The sequence below is a fragment of the Ureibacillus massiliensis 4400831 = CIP 108448 = CCUG 49529 genome (assembly GCF_000772965.1).
Lineage (GTDB): Bacteria > Bacillota > Bacilli > Bacillales_A > Planococcaceae > Ureibacillus > Ureibacillus massiliensis.
In genome coordinates, this window is record NZ_JPVQ01000017.1 from 35370 (window position 1) to 51647 (window position 16278).

Annotated in this window: 13 protein-coding genes; 9 read left to right on the plus strand and 4 right to left on the minus strand. The window is 35.7% G+C overall.

The genetic code is table 11. The annotated features are described in order from the left end of the window. Positions 1–233: 233 nt before the first annotated feature. The 5 genes from CD30_RS10480 (at position 234) to CD30_RS10500 (ending at position 7314) form a co-directional block, all read left to right on the plus strand. The gene (locus tag CD30_RS10480) at positions 234–1223 is read left to right on the plus strand and encodes an ABC transporter ATP-binding protein (RefSeq protein ID WP_036176439.1); all 990 of its coding nucleotides are present in this window, start codon (positions 234–236) and stop codon (positions 1221–1223) included. A 1271-nt stretch (positions 1224–2494) separates the two neighbouring features. Beyond that, the gene (locus CD30_RS10485; protein ID WP_036176442.1) at positions 2495–3424 is read left to right on the plus strand and encodes an ATP-binding cassette domain-containing protein; all 930 of its coding nucleotides are present in this window, start codon (positions 2495–2497) and stop codon (positions 3422–3424) included. Between the two features lie 14 nt (positions 3425–3438). Beyond that, a complete protein-coding gene (opp4B, locus tag CD30_RS10490; protein ID WP_036176450.1) occupies positions 3439–4401 on the plus strand; it encodes an oligopeptide ABC transporter permease in 963 nt (320 codons plus the stop codon). 29 nt (positions 4402–4430) lie between these two features. Continuing rightward, entirely contained in the window at positions 4431–5339 is a 909-nt protein-coding gene (locus tag CD30_RS10495) for an ABC transporter permease (RefSeq protein WP_036176452.1), read from the plus strand. 136 nt (positions 5340–5475) lie between these two features. Further along, positions 5476–7314 carry an oligopeptide ABC transporter substrate-binding protein gene (locus tag CD30_RS10500; protein WP_036176454.1) on the plus strand — a complete coding sequence of 613 codons (1839 nt, stop codon included), beginning with the start codon at positions 5476–5478 and terminating at the stop codon, positions 7312–7314. 60 nt (positions 7315–7374) lie between these two features. Here CD30_RS10500 and CD30_RS10505 read toward each other — a convergent pair whose 3' ends face one another. Further along, complete coding sequence (locus CD30_RS10505; protein ID WP_036176456.1) at positions 7375–8235, minus strand: DegV family protein; 861 nt, start codon at positions 8233–8235, stop codon at positions 7375–7377. A gap of 99 nt (positions 8236–8334) precedes the next feature. Further along, positions 8335–9144, minus strand: coding sequence for a Cof-type HAD-IIB family hydrolase (locus CD30_RS10510; RefSeq protein ID WP_036176459.1), 810 nt, complete (start codon positions 9142–9144; stop codon positions 8335–8337). A 264-nt stretch (positions 9145–9408) separates the two neighbouring features. Here CD30_RS10510 and CD30_RS10515 point away from each other — a divergent pair, with 264 nt between their 5' ends. Then, positions 9409–9717 carry a metal-sulfur cluster assembly factor gene (locus CD30_RS10515; RefSeq protein ID WP_170933655.1) on the plus strand — a complete coding sequence of 103 codons (309 nt, stop codon included), beginning with the start codon at positions 9409–9411 and terminating at the stop codon, positions 9715–9717. A 341-nt stretch (positions 9718–10058) separates the two neighbouring features. Here CD30_RS10515 and CD30_RS10520 read toward each other — a convergent pair whose 3' ends face one another. Then, a complete protein-coding gene (locus CD30_RS10520; protein ID WP_084077808.1) occupies positions 10059–10754 on the minus strand; it encodes a Crp/Fnr family transcriptional regulator in 696 nt (231 codons plus the stop codon). Positions 10755–11112: 358 nt separating this feature from the next. On the opposite strand from CD30_RS10520, the gene CD30_RS10525 reads away from it, so the two are divergent. Next, entirely contained in the window at positions 11113–13230 is a 2118-nt protein-coding gene (locus CD30_RS10525; RefSeq protein ID WP_084077810.1) for an ATP-dependent Clp protease ATP-binding subunit, read from the plus strand. A 120-nt stretch (positions 13231–13350) separates the two neighbouring features. On the opposite strand, the gene CD30_RS10530 is transcribed toward CD30_RS10525, so the two are convergent. Then, a complete protein-coding gene (locus CD30_RS10530) occupies positions 13351–13542 on the minus strand; it encodes a YjzD family protein (protein ID WP_036176465.1) in 192 nt (63 codons plus the stop codon). Positions 13543–13748: 206 nt separating this feature from the next. Here CD30_RS10530 and CD30_RS10535 point away from each other — a divergent pair, with 206 nt between their 5' ends. After that, entirely contained in the window at positions 13749–14684 is a 936-nt protein-coding gene (locus CD30_RS10535; protein WP_036176477.1) for a beta-ketoacyl-ACP synthase III, read from the plus strand. Between the two features lie 63 nt (positions 14685–14747). Further along, positions 14748–15989, plus strand: a complete 1242-nt coding sequence (gene fabF / locus CD30_RS10540; protein WP_036176480.1) for a beta-ketoacyl-ACP synthase II — start codon at positions 14748–14750, stop codon at positions 15987–15989. The last annotated feature ends 289 nt before the right edge of the window (positions 15990–16278 follow it).

Sequence of the window (16278 nt, forward strand, 5' to 3'; positions counted from 1 at the left end):
AAACGAGGCAAAATCTCATAATTGGGATTTTGTCTTTTTTATTTTTTAATATTTGCTAATCAGTTCTATTACTAGTGCAAGGCAATATTCTACTTAGTTAATTAATAATTAGCAAATTTTCATCATATAATGATTGGAATTGTTAACTAAATCGACAAAAGGCGCCAGGACATAAATCACTGAAGAGTCCAATACTACCACTTTAGCTAAACCTAGGTATAAGGAGGAGCTAGTTGAAAACGGGTAATGAGCTTTTAAGGATAAAAGATTTACATACTGGTTTTCGAATTCAAGATACTTATTATGATGCAGTTGATCATGTATCTTTAACTCTTCGGAAAAATGAAGTGCTTGCAATCGTTGGAGAATCTGGTTGCGGGAAAAGCACCTTAGCTAGTTCTATTATTGGACTGCATGATCATGAAAAAGTACGAATACAAGGTGAAATCCTATATAACGATAAAAATATAGCTACTATGTCAGAGGATGAGTTAAATAAAATACGCGGTGTAGAAATTAGTATGATTTTTCAGGATCCTTTGTCAGCATTAAATCCATTGATGCGTATCGGTGACCAAATCGAAGAGGGGTTAACGTATCATACTAACTTAACGAAGTCTGAAGGAAAGAAATATGTACTTGAATTATTACATCAAGTTGGAATAACCGATTCAAAAAGAGTTGCAAAACAATTTCCTCATCAGCTTTCAGGTGGCATGAGACAAAGAGTAATGATAGCCATTGCGATTGCTTGTAAACCTCAAATAATTATAGCGGACGAACCAACAACTGCATTGGACGTGACGATTCAATCACAAATTTTAGATTTACTATTAAGTTTAAAAAACGAAACGAACTCAGGAATATTACTTATTACTCATGACTTAGGGGTAGTGGCTGAGGTAGCTGATCGAGTTGCAGTCATGTATGCAGGTGAAATTATTGAGGAAGCACCTGTAGAAAAATTGTTTAAAAATCCAAAACATCCATATACACGTTCATTATTTCATTCAGTTCCACAAATGAATAGTCATAATGGCAGGTTAAATGTAATTCAAGGGATTGTTCCATCATTGATTCATCTTCCGAGAAATGGATGTCGCTTTGCATCAAGAATTCCTTGGATACCAGAAGAAGCTCATGAAGAAAATCCAGTACTACATGAGATTTCACCAGGACATTTTGTTCGATGTACTTGTTGGAAGCATTTTTATCTTAGTTAAATAAATGTAAACTGATGAGGTGTTTTAAATATTTAAATGCTTATAGGGGTGATGATATTACCTCTCGGGGACAAAATTCTTATTGCGAAGGTAGGGAATGTCTTACGAACTAGCTACTCAAGGACAAAATAATGCTTGCAAGTGTGTGAAATGTCTTCGAGAACGCCTCTCGAGGACAAAATACTGCTTGTGTGCGTGTGAAATGTCTTCGAGAACTTCTTTCGAGGACAAAACTCTGCGTTGGAGCGTGTGAAATGTCTTCGAGAGCGCCTCTCGCGGACAAAATGCTGCTTATGGGCATGTGAAATGTCTTCGAGAACGCCTCTCGAGGACAAAATGCTGCTTATGAGCGTGTGAAATGTCTTCGAGAACACCTCTCGAGGACAAAATGCTGCTTATGAGTGTGTGAAATGTCTTCGAGAACGCCTCTCGCGGACAAAATGCTGCTTATGAGTGTGTGAAATGTCTTCGAGAACGCCTCTCGAGGACAAAATGCTGCTTGTTTGCGTGTGAAATGTCTTCGAGAACACCTCTCGAGGACAAAATACTGCTTATGAGTGTATGAAATGTCTTCGAGAACGCCTCTCGAGGACAAAATAATGCTTGCAAGTGTGTGAAATGTCTTCGAGAACGCTACTCGCGGACAAAATGCTGCTTGTGTGCGTGTGAAATGTCTTCGAGAACGCCTCTCGAGGACAAAATAATGCTTGCGAGTGTGTGAAATGTCTTCGAGAATGCCTCTCGAGGACAAAATGCTGCTTATGAGCGTGTGAAATGTCTTCGAGAACGCCTCTCGCGGACAAAATGCTGCTTATGAGTGTGTGAAATGTCTTCGAGAACGCCTCTCGCGGACAAAATGCTGCTTATGAGTGTGTGAAATGTCTTCGAGAACGCCTCTCGCGGACAAAATGCTGCTTATGAGTGTGTGAAATGTCTTCGAGAACGCCTCTCGCGGACAAAATGCTGCTTATGAGTGTGTGAAATGTCTTCGAGAACGCCTCTCGCGGACAAAATGCTGCTTATGAGTGTGTGAAATGTCTTCGAGAACGCCTCTCGCGGACAAAATGCTGCTTATGAGCGTGTGAAATGTCTTCGAGAGCGCCTCTCGCGGACAAAATGCTGACGTGAAGAATAGGAATTGTCATAAAAAAACAAGCATATGGAACATCAAATCCCTTAATGTTCCCGAATAAAGAGTCAAGGAAAAGGGAACATACATCAACAAACTTAAAAAAATTTAACGTTTTTGTTAGATTGGAGGATTGAACAGCATGTTTATGAAGATTGAACGATTAAAAGTTTACTATCCTATTCGAGGTGGGTTTTTTAATAGAGTAATTGATCATATATATGCTGTTGATGGAATAAGTATGGAATTTGAGAGAGGAAAAACCTATGGGCTTGTGGGAGAATCTGGATGCGGAAAATCTACGACTGGTAAAGCAATCATGGGATTGGAAAAAGTAACTTCTGGGAAAATCTACTATGAAGGTGAAGATGTCACAAACAAGCGTCGTGATAGAAAGTCTTCCTATTGTAAGGATGTTCAAATGATATTTCAAGACTCTCAATCAAGCTTAAATCCAAAAAAGAGAGTTTATGAGATTTTGGCTGAACCAATACGAAATTTTTTAAAGCTAACTCCAACAGAAGAGAGACGAAAAATTTACGAGCTCCTTACTATTGTCGGCATGCCAGAAGACTCTCAATTTAAATATCCACATGAATTTTCAGGAGGGCAAAAACAGCGTCTCGGCATTGCAAGAGCCATTGCGACGAATCCTAAAATAATCATTGCTGATGAGCCGGTTTCTGCTCTTGATCTATCTGTTCAAGCACAAGTACTGAACTTTATGAAGGATATTCAGAACGAGTATGGTTTAAGCTATATTTTTATTTCTCATGATTTAGGTGTTGTCAAACATATGTGTGATTACATTGCCATAATGTACAAAGGTCGTTTTGTAGAAACAGGTACAAAAAAGGATATTTATAACAATCCTCAACATATCTATACAAAAAGGTTACTCTCTGCAATTCCAGAAGCTTCACCAGTTGGAAGAGAAAAAAGAAAACGTGAAAGAATTGTACTAGAACATACCTATCAAAAAATACGTAATCAAAGTTTTGATGAGAAAGGACGCGTCTTTGATTTAGTTCCAATCACCAAAACCCATTTTGTAGCAGCATCTCCCTATTAAGGAGGTCATCTAATATGTGGAAAACAATTATAAGAAGAATCATCATCATGATTCCTCAACTTTTTCTATTAAGTATTCTCGTGTTTATATTAGCAAAATTTATGCCTGGGGACCCCTTTACCGGATTAATAACTCCGCAAACGGATCCGAATAGACTTGAAGAATTAAGAGAAGAAGCAGGATTAAATGATCCATTGCATATTCAATATATTCGATGGATTTCCAATGCTATTAAAGGGGATTTAGGTAGTAGCTATACTTATCAACGAGATGTTGGAGATCTCATTGGAGAAAGGGCATTGAATACATTTTGGCTTTCCTTTTTAAGTGTTATTCTCCTATATGCTATTGCCATACCTCTTGGAATTTTAGCTGGACGCTATCAAAATTCCAGAATAGATAAAACGATTATTTTATATAGTTTTGTCACCTATGCCATTCCAACCTTTGTATTAGCATTATTATTTTTATATTTATTTGGCTATACGCTCGATTGGTTTCCAACGAGTGGAAGTGTCGATATCGAGCAGGAGGAAGGGACAATTGAATTTTTTTGGAGTAAATTTTACCATCTTATTCTTCCAGCTATCACCTATGCACTTCTAGGGACAACGGGCATCATTCAATATTTACGTTCAGAAATAATCGATGCAAAGTCAATGGACTATGTTCGCACGGCAAGAAGTAAAGGAATTCCGATGAGAAAGGTTTACTCAAAGCATATATTCCGAAATTCATTGCTTCCAATTGCGGCTTTTTTTGGTTTTACGATCACTGGATTATTAGGAGGTTCCATTTTTATTGAAACAATTTTTGGCTATCCAGGAATGGGACAACTCTTTATTTCGTCTATCACTTCAAGGGACTATAGCGTAATTACTGCACTTGTAATGCTATATGGCTTTTTAACTTTATTAGGAAGTCTTCTGTCAGATATTATAATGAGCATCGTAGATCCACGGATTAGAATCGAATAACGTCCATTCCATTAAAAGAAGGTGAAAACATGGTAAGTATAACAAATAGACAAAAGGATAATGCTGATGTTATAAACTCAACTCCTACAGGAATGGAAGTCATTATGAGAGAGTTTAAGAAAGATAGGCTTGCATTATTCTCATTAATTGCAATGATTGTGGTGATTTCAGTTGTATTTGTGTGGTCACTCTTTATTGATCAAGAATCGTTAATGCGGGTTAGTTTAAAGGATCGATTTGCACCACCAGGGGAAAACTTTCTCCTTGGTGCTGATTCAGGGGGACGAGATATACTTGGACAACTGATTATCGGTGCTAGAAATTCGTTAGGAATTGCGATTGCTATTACGTTTATAACGGGCTGCTTCGGGGTAATTATAGGGCTCGTTTGTGGGTATTTCGGTGGTTGGATCGATCAAATCGTCATGAGAATTATTGATTTCTTTGTCACGATTCCATCCCTAATGTTAATCATTGTGTTCATTACAATCATCCCTAAGTACACGATTTTCTCTTTTATCTTGATTATGAGCTTATTTTTATGGACAGGCACTGCAAGGGTTGTCCGTTCAAAGGCTTTGTCTGAAAGTAAACGAGATTACGTTTTAGCTTCAAAAACCCTTGGCACAAATGACTTAATCATTATTTTTCGTGAAATTGTACCAAATTTAAGTTCAATTTTAATCGTTGAACTTACTTTAAATTTTGCAGGAAATGTTGGTATTGAGACTGGTCTAACCTATTTAGGATTTGGTCTTCCGCCAACAACACCGTCACTCGGAACTTTGGTCAGCTATGCCAATAACCCGTTAATCATTCAAGAATATTGGTGGCTTTGGTTGCCAGCATCTTTATTTATATTATTTATGATGCTCGGGATTAACTATGTTGGACAAGCGCTTAGACGTTCGGCTGACGCTCAACAACGCTTAGGCTAAACAATATATATTTCCTTCACATGATGAGAAACCATTTTTAATCTACTTTTGTACTTAAAACTAGTAAAAATGTTAATGCTAATAAAGAGAAGATTAGAAACTGTTCAATCATTCATGAAATTATTGGAGGAATGTTATGAAAAAACATAGTAGGTTCGTATTTTTCATATTATCCCTATTATTAGTTTTAGCAGGCTGTAATGGGACAACGTTAACTGCTGAGGTTGACGAAATGGTTCCTGTTGTAAAAGAAAATAATGAGCCATTGAAAAATGCAAAAGCAGAGAAAGAGGAAAATACTTTATTTGATTTATCTGTATCAAACGAAGGTACACCGATTAAAGGTGGAATGTTAAAAGTTGCCCTAGTTAAGGACGAGCCTTTTAAAGGAGTATTTTTAGCTGAGCTAAATGAAGATGGTTTTGATTCAGATATTATGAGCTTTGCTTCAAATTCTATTTTTGAAGTAAGTGGAGATTTTCTAATAACGAATGATGGAATTGCTTCCATGGTTGTTGACCAGGTAAATAATAAAGTAACGATTAAAATTCGTGAAGAGGTAAAGTGGTCTGATGGTGAGCCGTTGAAAATTGAAGACCTTATTTTACCGTATGAGATTATTGGCCATCAGGATTATACAGGAGTCCGGTATAACTCAGCCTTTAAAAACATTGTTGGTGCTGAGGATTATCATGATGGACTTGCCGATAAAATTTCTGGTATTAAAAAAATAGATGAACATACAATGGAAATCCATTTTCATCAATTATCACCTGCCATTTTTTCCGGTGGTGATGGTTTATGGACATATGCGGTTCCTTCTCATCAAATAGGCGATATTCCTGTAAAGGATTTAATGGAATCTGATGCTGTTAGAAAAAATCCTGTGACACTTGGACCTTTTAAATTTGATAAAATTGTGCCAGGTGAATCCGTTCAATTTGTGAAAAATGAGCACTATTGGAAAGGCGAGCCAAAGCTTGATGGGGTTATTGTGCAGGTTGTACCTTCAAGCACTATTTCTGTTGCAATTGGATCAGGAGAATTTGACATTGTCTTTCATTTCAATGCAACGAAAATGCCTGAAATAAAGGATTATGAAAATATAACCGTTCTTGGTAGATCTGAGCTGTATTATTCTTACCTTGGATTTAAAGTAGGTACATTTGATTCTACAAAAAATTCTGTAGTTACAGATTTAGAGGGATCAAAAATGGGCGATAAACGATTGCGACAGGCAATGGCATATGCGTTAGATATAGAGGGTGTCTCGGAAGTGTTTTATGACAATTTAAGAGAACGAGCAAACTCATTAATACCACCAATATTTTCATCCTTCCATGATTCGTCATTGAGAGGATATTACTATAATCCGAAAAAAGCAAATGCATTATTAGACTCTGCAGGATATATTGATGTCGACGGTGATGGTATGAGGGAAGATCGAGAAGGCAATCAATTAGAAATAAAGCTCGCTGCCATGTCTGGTGATACGACTCAGGAAGATATTATCTCTTATTATTTACAGAACTGGAGAGATGTCGGTTTAAACGTTACATTATCAACGGATCGATTAATCGAATTTAATTCCTTCTATGAAAAAATTGAAGCAGATGATCCTGAAATTGATATGTTTATGGGAGCATGGGGAACGGGAACTAATCCTTCACCAGCTGGATTATATGGAGCGAGTGACCCATATAATTTAACTCGATTTACGTCAGAATTTTTAGAGAATACAATAAAAAATATCGATTCACCTCAAGCATTTAACCCAGTTTATAGAGCACAGCAATTTGGTGCATTTCAGGAATACATGGAGGATATGGCAGTCGTCATTCCAATGCAATTCCGTTATGAAATTGTACCTGTTAATAAAAGAGTGAAAAATTATAGTATCGACTATGGTAATGGGACAGGATTACATGAAATAGAACTCATATCAGAAAAACCTATTGCACATAAGAAAAAATAATAAAAAGAGTTGTCCTTAGTATGATCCACTCTAAAATGGGTCATTTCGGACAACTCTTTTTTATTGTTGCTGATATTCTCGATCAGGGAAGAAAATTGCAATTGTACCCGGACCAGCATGTGCGCCAATCGATGAACCGATTAAAGTAATATCAAATGCTTTTGGATGTAACTTTTCTTCGATCAAAGATTTAACTTCCTCAGCAAATGCTAAGTCATCTCCATGACTGATTCCGACTATTTTATTTGAAAAATCGCCACCGCGTTCTTCCATTAATTCAATAATACGATGTATTGCTTTTTTGCGACCTCGTATTTTTTCAAGTGGAATCAGCTTTCCATCCTCTACATGTAAAATCGGTTTAATACTTAATAATCCACCGATGAAAGCACTAGATTTTGAAATTCGACCACCCGCTGCTAAATAATCAAGTTTTTCAACAGTAAATAAATGTGTCATATGCTTCGCTAAATACTCAATACGTGATGTAATCTCATCAAGTGATAATCCTTGATCACGTAAAGATACAGCTTCTTTTACTAGTAATCCATATCCTAATGAAGCACATTTTGAATCAATAATTTTTAACTTAAAATCTGGATATTGTTCTTTAAGCTGTGTTGCAATCATGACGGCAGTGCTGTATGTACCAGACAAGTTTGAAGAGAAGGCGATATAAAGTCCTTCTTCATTGTCTTTGGCAAGTTGTTCGAATGCTTTTAAAAAATCTTCTGGCGATACTTGGGATGTCTTTGGTGATACGCCGTTCCGCATTGCATCATATACTTTAATTGAGTCGATATCTAAAATGTCTCGGTATTGTTCGTCATTTAGATTTACACGTAATGTCAAAAGCTCGACTTCATGATCTTCAAAATATTTCTTTGGTAAATCACTAGCACTATCTGCAAAAATTTTCAAAAGTATGACCCCCTTTATATGTTGTTTTTAAATTCAATGGCTTTTTTGATAGTTTATGTTGTTTAAATAAGAAATACTAGTATTTTCCTATCCTTTTTACTAGTTCAATTTTAATCTTTCTATAAGTACATTTGCAATGCCATCTTCGTTATTACTTAATGTTACTTCATTGGCGATGCTTTTTAACTGATCGATGCCATTTGCCATTGCAACGCCAATACCAGCGTAGTCGATCATTTCTAAATCATTATCTTCATCACCAAAAGCGATAATACGATCTCGTGGGATGTTTAATTCCTTTGCAACAAGTGAAATACCAACCGCTTTATTTAGACCTTTTTTTACAATTTCAACAATATGGAATGGTGCCCCCCAACGACGATGATCGATTAGTTCTGCATGGACATCTTCTAAATGTTTACGTATACTTGGAACATTTTCTTCATTCGCATGAATAAGTAAGCTCGTTGGGTCTTCATTTAAATTTCCTCTTAAATTCCCAATTGTTACATCTGGATCACCCATTTTAAAAATATTCATCATTGATTGATCTTCTGTATGAATAAAAACATTATCCATTACTTCTGCGATTAAATTTTTATATTGAAATTTGTCAACAGAATCAACAACATCATGCACAACACCAATATCCATTGGCGAATGAACGAGTTTAAAGGATTTATTTTTAGGATGGTGTACAAGTGCACCATTGAAGTTGACAATCGGTGTAGTTAACATGAGCTCGTTATAGTAAAGCTGGCTTGCTCGGAATGGTCTACCTGTTGCAATCATCACCTGGTGACCTGCTTCCTTTGCCTTCATAATCGTTTGCTTTGTTTTTTCAGAAATCGTCTGTGTATCTGTCAACAAAGTACCGTCTAAATCTAACACAATTAAATGTTTCTCCATAAAGGAAAACTCCTTTCTGTATTCTTTAAATTTTATATCTAAATGGAAACTTTAGTCAAAGTATTTACTATAAGGAATATTTCAAACGTTGTCACGGTATGTTTAAGTAAACATAATGAACAGATATATTATGTGCTTCCTGAATATAATATAACTAAAAAGAAGTATTGAAGAATCGTGGTTTTTGAAATTGTTTTCCATGTCATGTATCATTTTTAATATGATACAATAAACACTATAAGGAAAGGGGAAACTGATATGGCAATTGATCAAGATTTAAAAGATAGCATTTTAGGTGCTTTAGAAAATGTAATTGACCCTGAATTAGGGATTGATATAGTGAACTTAGGGTTAGTATATGATGTCGATTTAGATGAAGAGGGTCTATGTACTGTTACGATGACATTAACTTCCATGGGATGTCCACTTGGCCCAGTCATTGTGGATCAAGTAAACACTGCTCTTAGTGACTTACCAGAAGTAAAAAAAGTGGACGTTAACATCGTTTGGCAACCAGTTTGGAATAAAGATATGATGTCAAGATATGCAAAAATGGCTCTAGGGATTCGATAATCTCTATAATTAATTTAAGAAAAGGTTAGCCCAATAGGATTCTTTTGGGTTAGCCTCTTTTTATATTTTAGTTGCAATTAAAAGTGAGGGTACGTTGATAAGGAATTTTATTTGGTGGTTGTAAAAGTACTTGAATGAAAAACTAGTTTTATGAAAAGAGCACTTTCGATAGGGAAAGTGCTCCAAAAATATGTTTTGTGAGAATGGTCACTTTCTGTTACGAAGGTTCACCTATGATAAAATTTCCACAAGAAAAAAGGAACTTTCCCTAGAAAAAGTTCCAAATTATATATTTCATAAGCTCAAATCACTTTCTTAGCTTAAATCTCCAAAAACTAAACTTAATCAATCCTACAAATTTCAATTGGACAATTATCACAGCATATTTCAGTTTTTAAATAGTTCAAATCATGAATTGTAATATATCCCTTATCGATTGAAAGTACGTTTTGTTTTCTTAAATCGTTTAACATACGATTGACCATTTCACGACTTGTCGAGCAGAGGTTAGCAAGTTCAGTGTTTGTTAGATTAAAATTAATGAAAATTTTATTATCATCCGTTATTTCACCGTAAGTATTGGACAAACGAATTAAAGTTGAATAAAGTGCACCTTTTTTTCCGTTCATTACCAAATCACGAATCAAACTTTGGTTTTTAATGTTCTCATTTTGAAGCCACTTTAAATATTCGATGAGTAAAGCGGGTTGTTCTGTTAACAACAACTCTAAATCACTTTTACTTAATGAGAAAATTTCAGTTTGGCTTAATGCGATAGCAGATGTTGAATGGGAGCCAATTTGACTAAATAATGTAGTTTCTCCAAGAATGCTGCCTTTGCCACAAATCCGAATTGTTAATTCCTTACCGCTTTCTTGTTCTTTACTAATTTGAACTTTGCCCTCTTTAATTAAAAAAATATCATGAGCCATTTCGCCTTCTTGAAATATATGATTCCCTTTATCAACTTTAAAAAATTGCCCGTTATTTTCGAATAAACGATGGAAATTCAATGGGGAATTATCTAAAACGACCAAATGTATCACTTCCTTAAATTGCTTATGAATAAATTAAAATCGTCATCAAAAAAATAATAAAAAGAACACGAACTAAATGATATATATAAAATACTACATTGCAATGATAACATAAACGTCTAATGTATATGTGAAAAATTTAATGGTTAATTTCGCCACTCTACGTTGATATTGTATAACCTTTATGTTTGAATTTAAGAGGAAATATGTGACATATTGGTGATTTTTTACAGTGAAATAAAATAAAATCACATGGCAATTTCTTGAAGTATCCAATGATTCAACCTATAATGGGAATAGTCAATAAAGGTCAAATTTTCATGGGATATAATTTAGATATAAAATTGAGGTGAAAAAAATGCAATTTCAACAACAAGATAATCGAAAACCATTGGAGCAATTTGGTCGTAATTTAATAGAAGAAGTTAAAAAAGGAAAGATGGATCCGGTCATAGGACGTGATGAAGAAATCCGCAATGTGATACGAATTTTATCTAGAAAAACAAAAAATAATCCGGTTTTAATTGGTGAGCCTGGTGTAGGAAAAACAGCCATTGTAGAAGGATTAGCTCAGCGAATTGTACGAAAAGACGTCCCAGAAGGCTTAAAGGATTGCGTACTATACGAACTAGACATGAGTGCATTAATTGCTGGTGCCAGCTACCGTGGACAATTTGAAGAACGTTTAAAAGGTGTATTAAAAGAAGTGAAGGAATCAGAAGGTCGTATTATTTTATTTATTGATGAAATTCATACAATCGTAGGAGCTGGAAAAACTGACGGTGCTATGGACGCTGGGAATATGTTAAAGCCGATGTTAGCACGTGGAGAGCTTCATTGTATTGGAGCGACTACACTGGACGAATACCGTATGTATATTGAAAAAGATCCCGCTTTAGAACGTCGATTCCAACAAGTATTAGTTCGTGAGCCATCAATAGAAGATACTGTTTCGATTTTACGTGGTTTAAAAGAGCGATTTGAATTACATCATGGTGTTCGTATACACGACCGGGCAATTATCGCAGCTGCCCAGCTTTCAAATCGGTATATAACAGATCGCTTCTTACCTGATAAAGCTATTGATTTAATAGACGAAGCCTGTGCCATGATTCGAACAGAAATCGATTCTATGCCACAGGAATTGGATATGGTGACAAGACGAGTGATGCAACTAGAAATAGAAGAGCAAGCATTAACGAAAGAGAAGGATGATGCGAGCAAAAAACGTCTAGAAGCATTAAAAGAAGAATTGCAATCATTAAAATCTAAACAGCAAACAATGAAAGAACAATGGGAGTTTGAAAAACAAGGATTACAAACGATTCAACATAAGCGTGAGCAATTGGATCGATACCGTAGAGAATTAGAGGATGCTGAAAGTAAATATGACTTAAATAAAGCAGCTGAATTACGTCATGGTAAAATTCCCGCATTAGAAAAGGAACTAGCAACCTTAGAAGAAGAAATGAAACAAGGCTCTGAAACAAGAATATTGCGTGAAGAAGTAACGGCTGATGAAATTGCTTCCATTATTTCAAGATGGACTGGCATACCGGTGACAAAACTTGTTGAAGGTGAGAGGGAGAAGCTATTAAGACTAAAGGATACTCTTCATGAGCGTGTTGTTGGTCAGGATACAGCTGTTCAGCTTGTTACTGAAGCAGTTTGGCGTGCTCGAGCAGGAATTCAAGATCCAAATCGGCCAATCGGATCATTTATCTTCTTAGGACCTACAGGGGTAGGGAAAACAGAGCTTGCTAAGGCATTAGCCGCCCAATTATTTGATTCAGAAGAGCACTTCATACGAATTGATATGAGTGAGTATATGGAAAAACATAGTGTTTCAAGACTTGTTGGTGCGCCACCAGGTTACATCGGTTATGAAGAAGGTGGACAATTAACAGAAAGTGTAAGAAGAAACCCTTACTCTGTGATTTTACTTGATGAAATTGAAAAGGCTCATCCAGATGTGGCTAATATTCTATTGCAAATTTTAGATGATGGTCGAATTACAGATAGCCAAGGAAGACTTGTAAACTTTTCAAATACGGTAATTATTATGACGTCTAATATTGGCTCACAATATTTGCTTGAACAAAAAGATACAGCTGAAGAATTAGTCATGACAGAATTGCGCCTTCACTTCAAACCAGAATTATTAAACCGAGTTGATGATATTATTATGTTCCATGCATTAAGTTCCGATCATTTTACAGCGATCACATGGAAGTATATTGAGCAATTAAAAACACGTATTGCAGAACAAGAGATTGAGCTGAAGGTTGACGAATCTGTCGTAGAATGGGTCGTGGAACATGGTGTTGATCCGCAATTTGGTGCAAGACCTTTAAAGAGATTTATTCAAAGACATGTTGAAACAGCAGTTGCAAGAGAGTTGTTAAAGGGAGATGTCGTTCCTGGGGATACATTAAACGTTACAATGAAAAATCAGGAATTACTTGTGACTAAATAATTTTTTTCATTAATAGAACAACGCACAAATGCTAAAGATTACATTTGTGCGTTGTTTTTAGTAGTCCAAAGAAAAAATCCCGCACTGCTATAGCGCGGGAATTAATTATTGTACTTATAATTAGTGATGTTCTGCATCTGGAGTTGGTTCATTTGGAATAATTGCAGTCATGATTAAAATTATGATAGAGAACACAACTGAGATAATTGCACCAGTTACAAAATCAAAGTGAGCACCTAATACTGAACTAACAACATAGTTCAACATTGTTACTAATAGGAATGACCAGATAAATGTCATGATATATTGCATCATTTTCACCTCTAACGAACATTATTAGATATATTATTTCTATTTTACCCTAAAATATCATACCACACGACACAAATAAATAACAATACGCATTTTACATTTTAACAAATATTACAGTTGTAGTTATAAAAAATGTGAGCTATAATTATGACCAAGTACTAAATGCAAGTCATAAAGGAATGGTTTTAATTTAAGGGGGAAAGTAAATGAACGCAGGAATAATTAGCATTTCTAAATACGTTCCAGATAAAGTAATCACAAATTTTGATCTAGAAAAAACAATAGATACAAATGATGAATGGATACGTACGAGAACAGGTATTGAAGAAAGAAGAATTGCAGAAGGTGAAGAAACTTCTGATTTAGCATATAAAGCAGCTCAAAAAGCTTTAAAATCAGCTGAAATAACAGCAGATCAGGTGGGGTTAATACTAGTAGCAACAGTGACTCCTGACCGTGCATTTCCAAGTGTAGCATGTCAAATCCAAGAAAAACTTGAAGCGAAAAATGCTGCTGCAATGGACGTTTCTGCTGCTTGCTCTGGTTTTATTTATGCCCTTGCAACTGCTAAACAATTTGTTGAAAGTAATGCTTATGATTATGTATTAATTGTTGGTGTTGAAAAGCTTTCAAAAGTAACGGATTGGAATGACCGTAATACTGCAGTATTGTTTGGAGATGGAGCTACTGCAGCAGTTATCGGTAAAGTATCTGAAGGTCGCGGTATATTATCCTTTGAATTAGGTGCTGACGGTACTGGTGGCAAACATTTATTTTTAAATGACGATCGTTACATTAGTATGAATGGACGTGAAGTATTTAAATTCGCAGTTCGTCAAATGGGAGAATCTGCAGTATCAGTAATTGAAAAAGCAGGCTTAACAAAAGAAGATGTTGACTTCTTAGTTCCACATCAAGCGAATATACGTATTATGGAAGCTTCTCGTGAACGTTTAGAATTACCTGAGGAAAAATTATCGAAACGTATTCATAAATATGGAAATACATCAAGTGCTTCTATTGGTATAGCATTATCCGATGAATTAGAAGCTGGTAAAATTAAAGAAGACGATATTGTTGTATTAGTAGGCTTTGGCGGTGGTCTAACTTGGGGCGCAGCTGTCATAAAATGGGGAAAATAATTGATTTAATAGAAACAAATATAGTAATTTAAAATTAATGTAAAATATTTAGGGGGAAAATAGATTATGAAACGTAGAGTAGTCATAACTGGTGTTGGCGCAGTTACACCTCTAGGTAATTCAGCGGAAGAAACGTGGGCAAACGTGAAAGCTGGTAAATCTGGAGTAGGGCCCTTAACAAGAATTGACGCTGAAAAGTTCCCAGCAAAAGTAGCTGCGGAAGTTAAAGATTTTGATATTGAACAGTATATAGAACGCAAAGAAGCAAGAAAAATGGACCGCTTTACACATTATGCCCTTGCTTCAGCTATGATGGCAGTGAAGGATGCTAATTTAGAAATTACAGAAGCAAATGCAAACCGTATAGGTGTATGGATTGGTTCAGGTATTGGTGGTATGGAAACATATGAAAATCAATTTGTAACCTTCCAAGAACGTGGAGCACGCCGAGTAAGTCCTTTCTTCGTTCCGATGATGATTCCAGATATGGCGTCAGGTCAAGTATCGATTTATTTAGGGGCAAAAGGTATTAATTCATGTACGGTTACTGCTTGTGCCTCAGGAACAAACTCTATTGGTGATGCATTTAAAGTAATTCAACGTGGGGATGCAGACGCTATGATTACTGGTGGAGCAGAAGCACCAATTGTGAATATGGCTGTTGCAGGTTTTTGCTCAAGTACTGCATTATCTCTAAATCAAGACCCAGCAACTGCTTCACGTCCATTTGATGCAAATCGTGATGGTTTCGTTATCGGAGAAGGTGCCGGCGTATTAGTTATTGAAGAATATGAATTTGCTAAAGCGCGCGGTGCAAAAATCTATGCTGAAATCGTTGGTTACGGTTCAACAGGTGATGCATATCATATTACTGCTCCAGCTCCAAACGGTGAAGGTGCAGCACGTGCTATCCAACAAGCATTAAATGATGGTGGTGTTGATCCATCTTTAGTAGGGTATATTAATGCTCACGGTACTAGTACACCGTATAATGATTTATATGAAACACAAGCAGTTAAATCCGTTTTTGGAGACCATGCATACAAGTTAGCAATGAGTTCAACAAAATCGATGACAGGCCATCTACTAGGTGCTGCCGGTGGTGTCGAAGCAATCTTTACAGCATTAGCACTAAAAGAAAGTATTTTACCTCCAACAACAAATCTTACTAATCCAGATCCTGAATGTGATCTTGATTACGTACCTGGTGTTGCTCGTGAAGCAAGTATTGAGTATGCAATGAGCAATTCATTAGGCTTTGGTGGTCATAACGCTAGCTTATTAATGAAAAAATTTGAAGAATAAAATTTTTATAAATATTGTTTAAAAAGCCTTTAGCATAACGCTAAAGGCTTTTTTATATGATAGATTAAGGAACTTTTTCTTTTTGTTTAAAAATGAGTCAAGCTTTTCTCAATGCTTTAGACGAACCTATACATAGTAAAGGATGATACTTATTTTATTACGGTTATTAATTTTCTTATTTTTCTATGGATTAAGTGTAATGTCCATTGGAAATTTAATATTGTATTTAAATTACCGTACACTTGGCTATTCATGGTCAGCGGTTTGGTCATTTATACTTGGGACACAT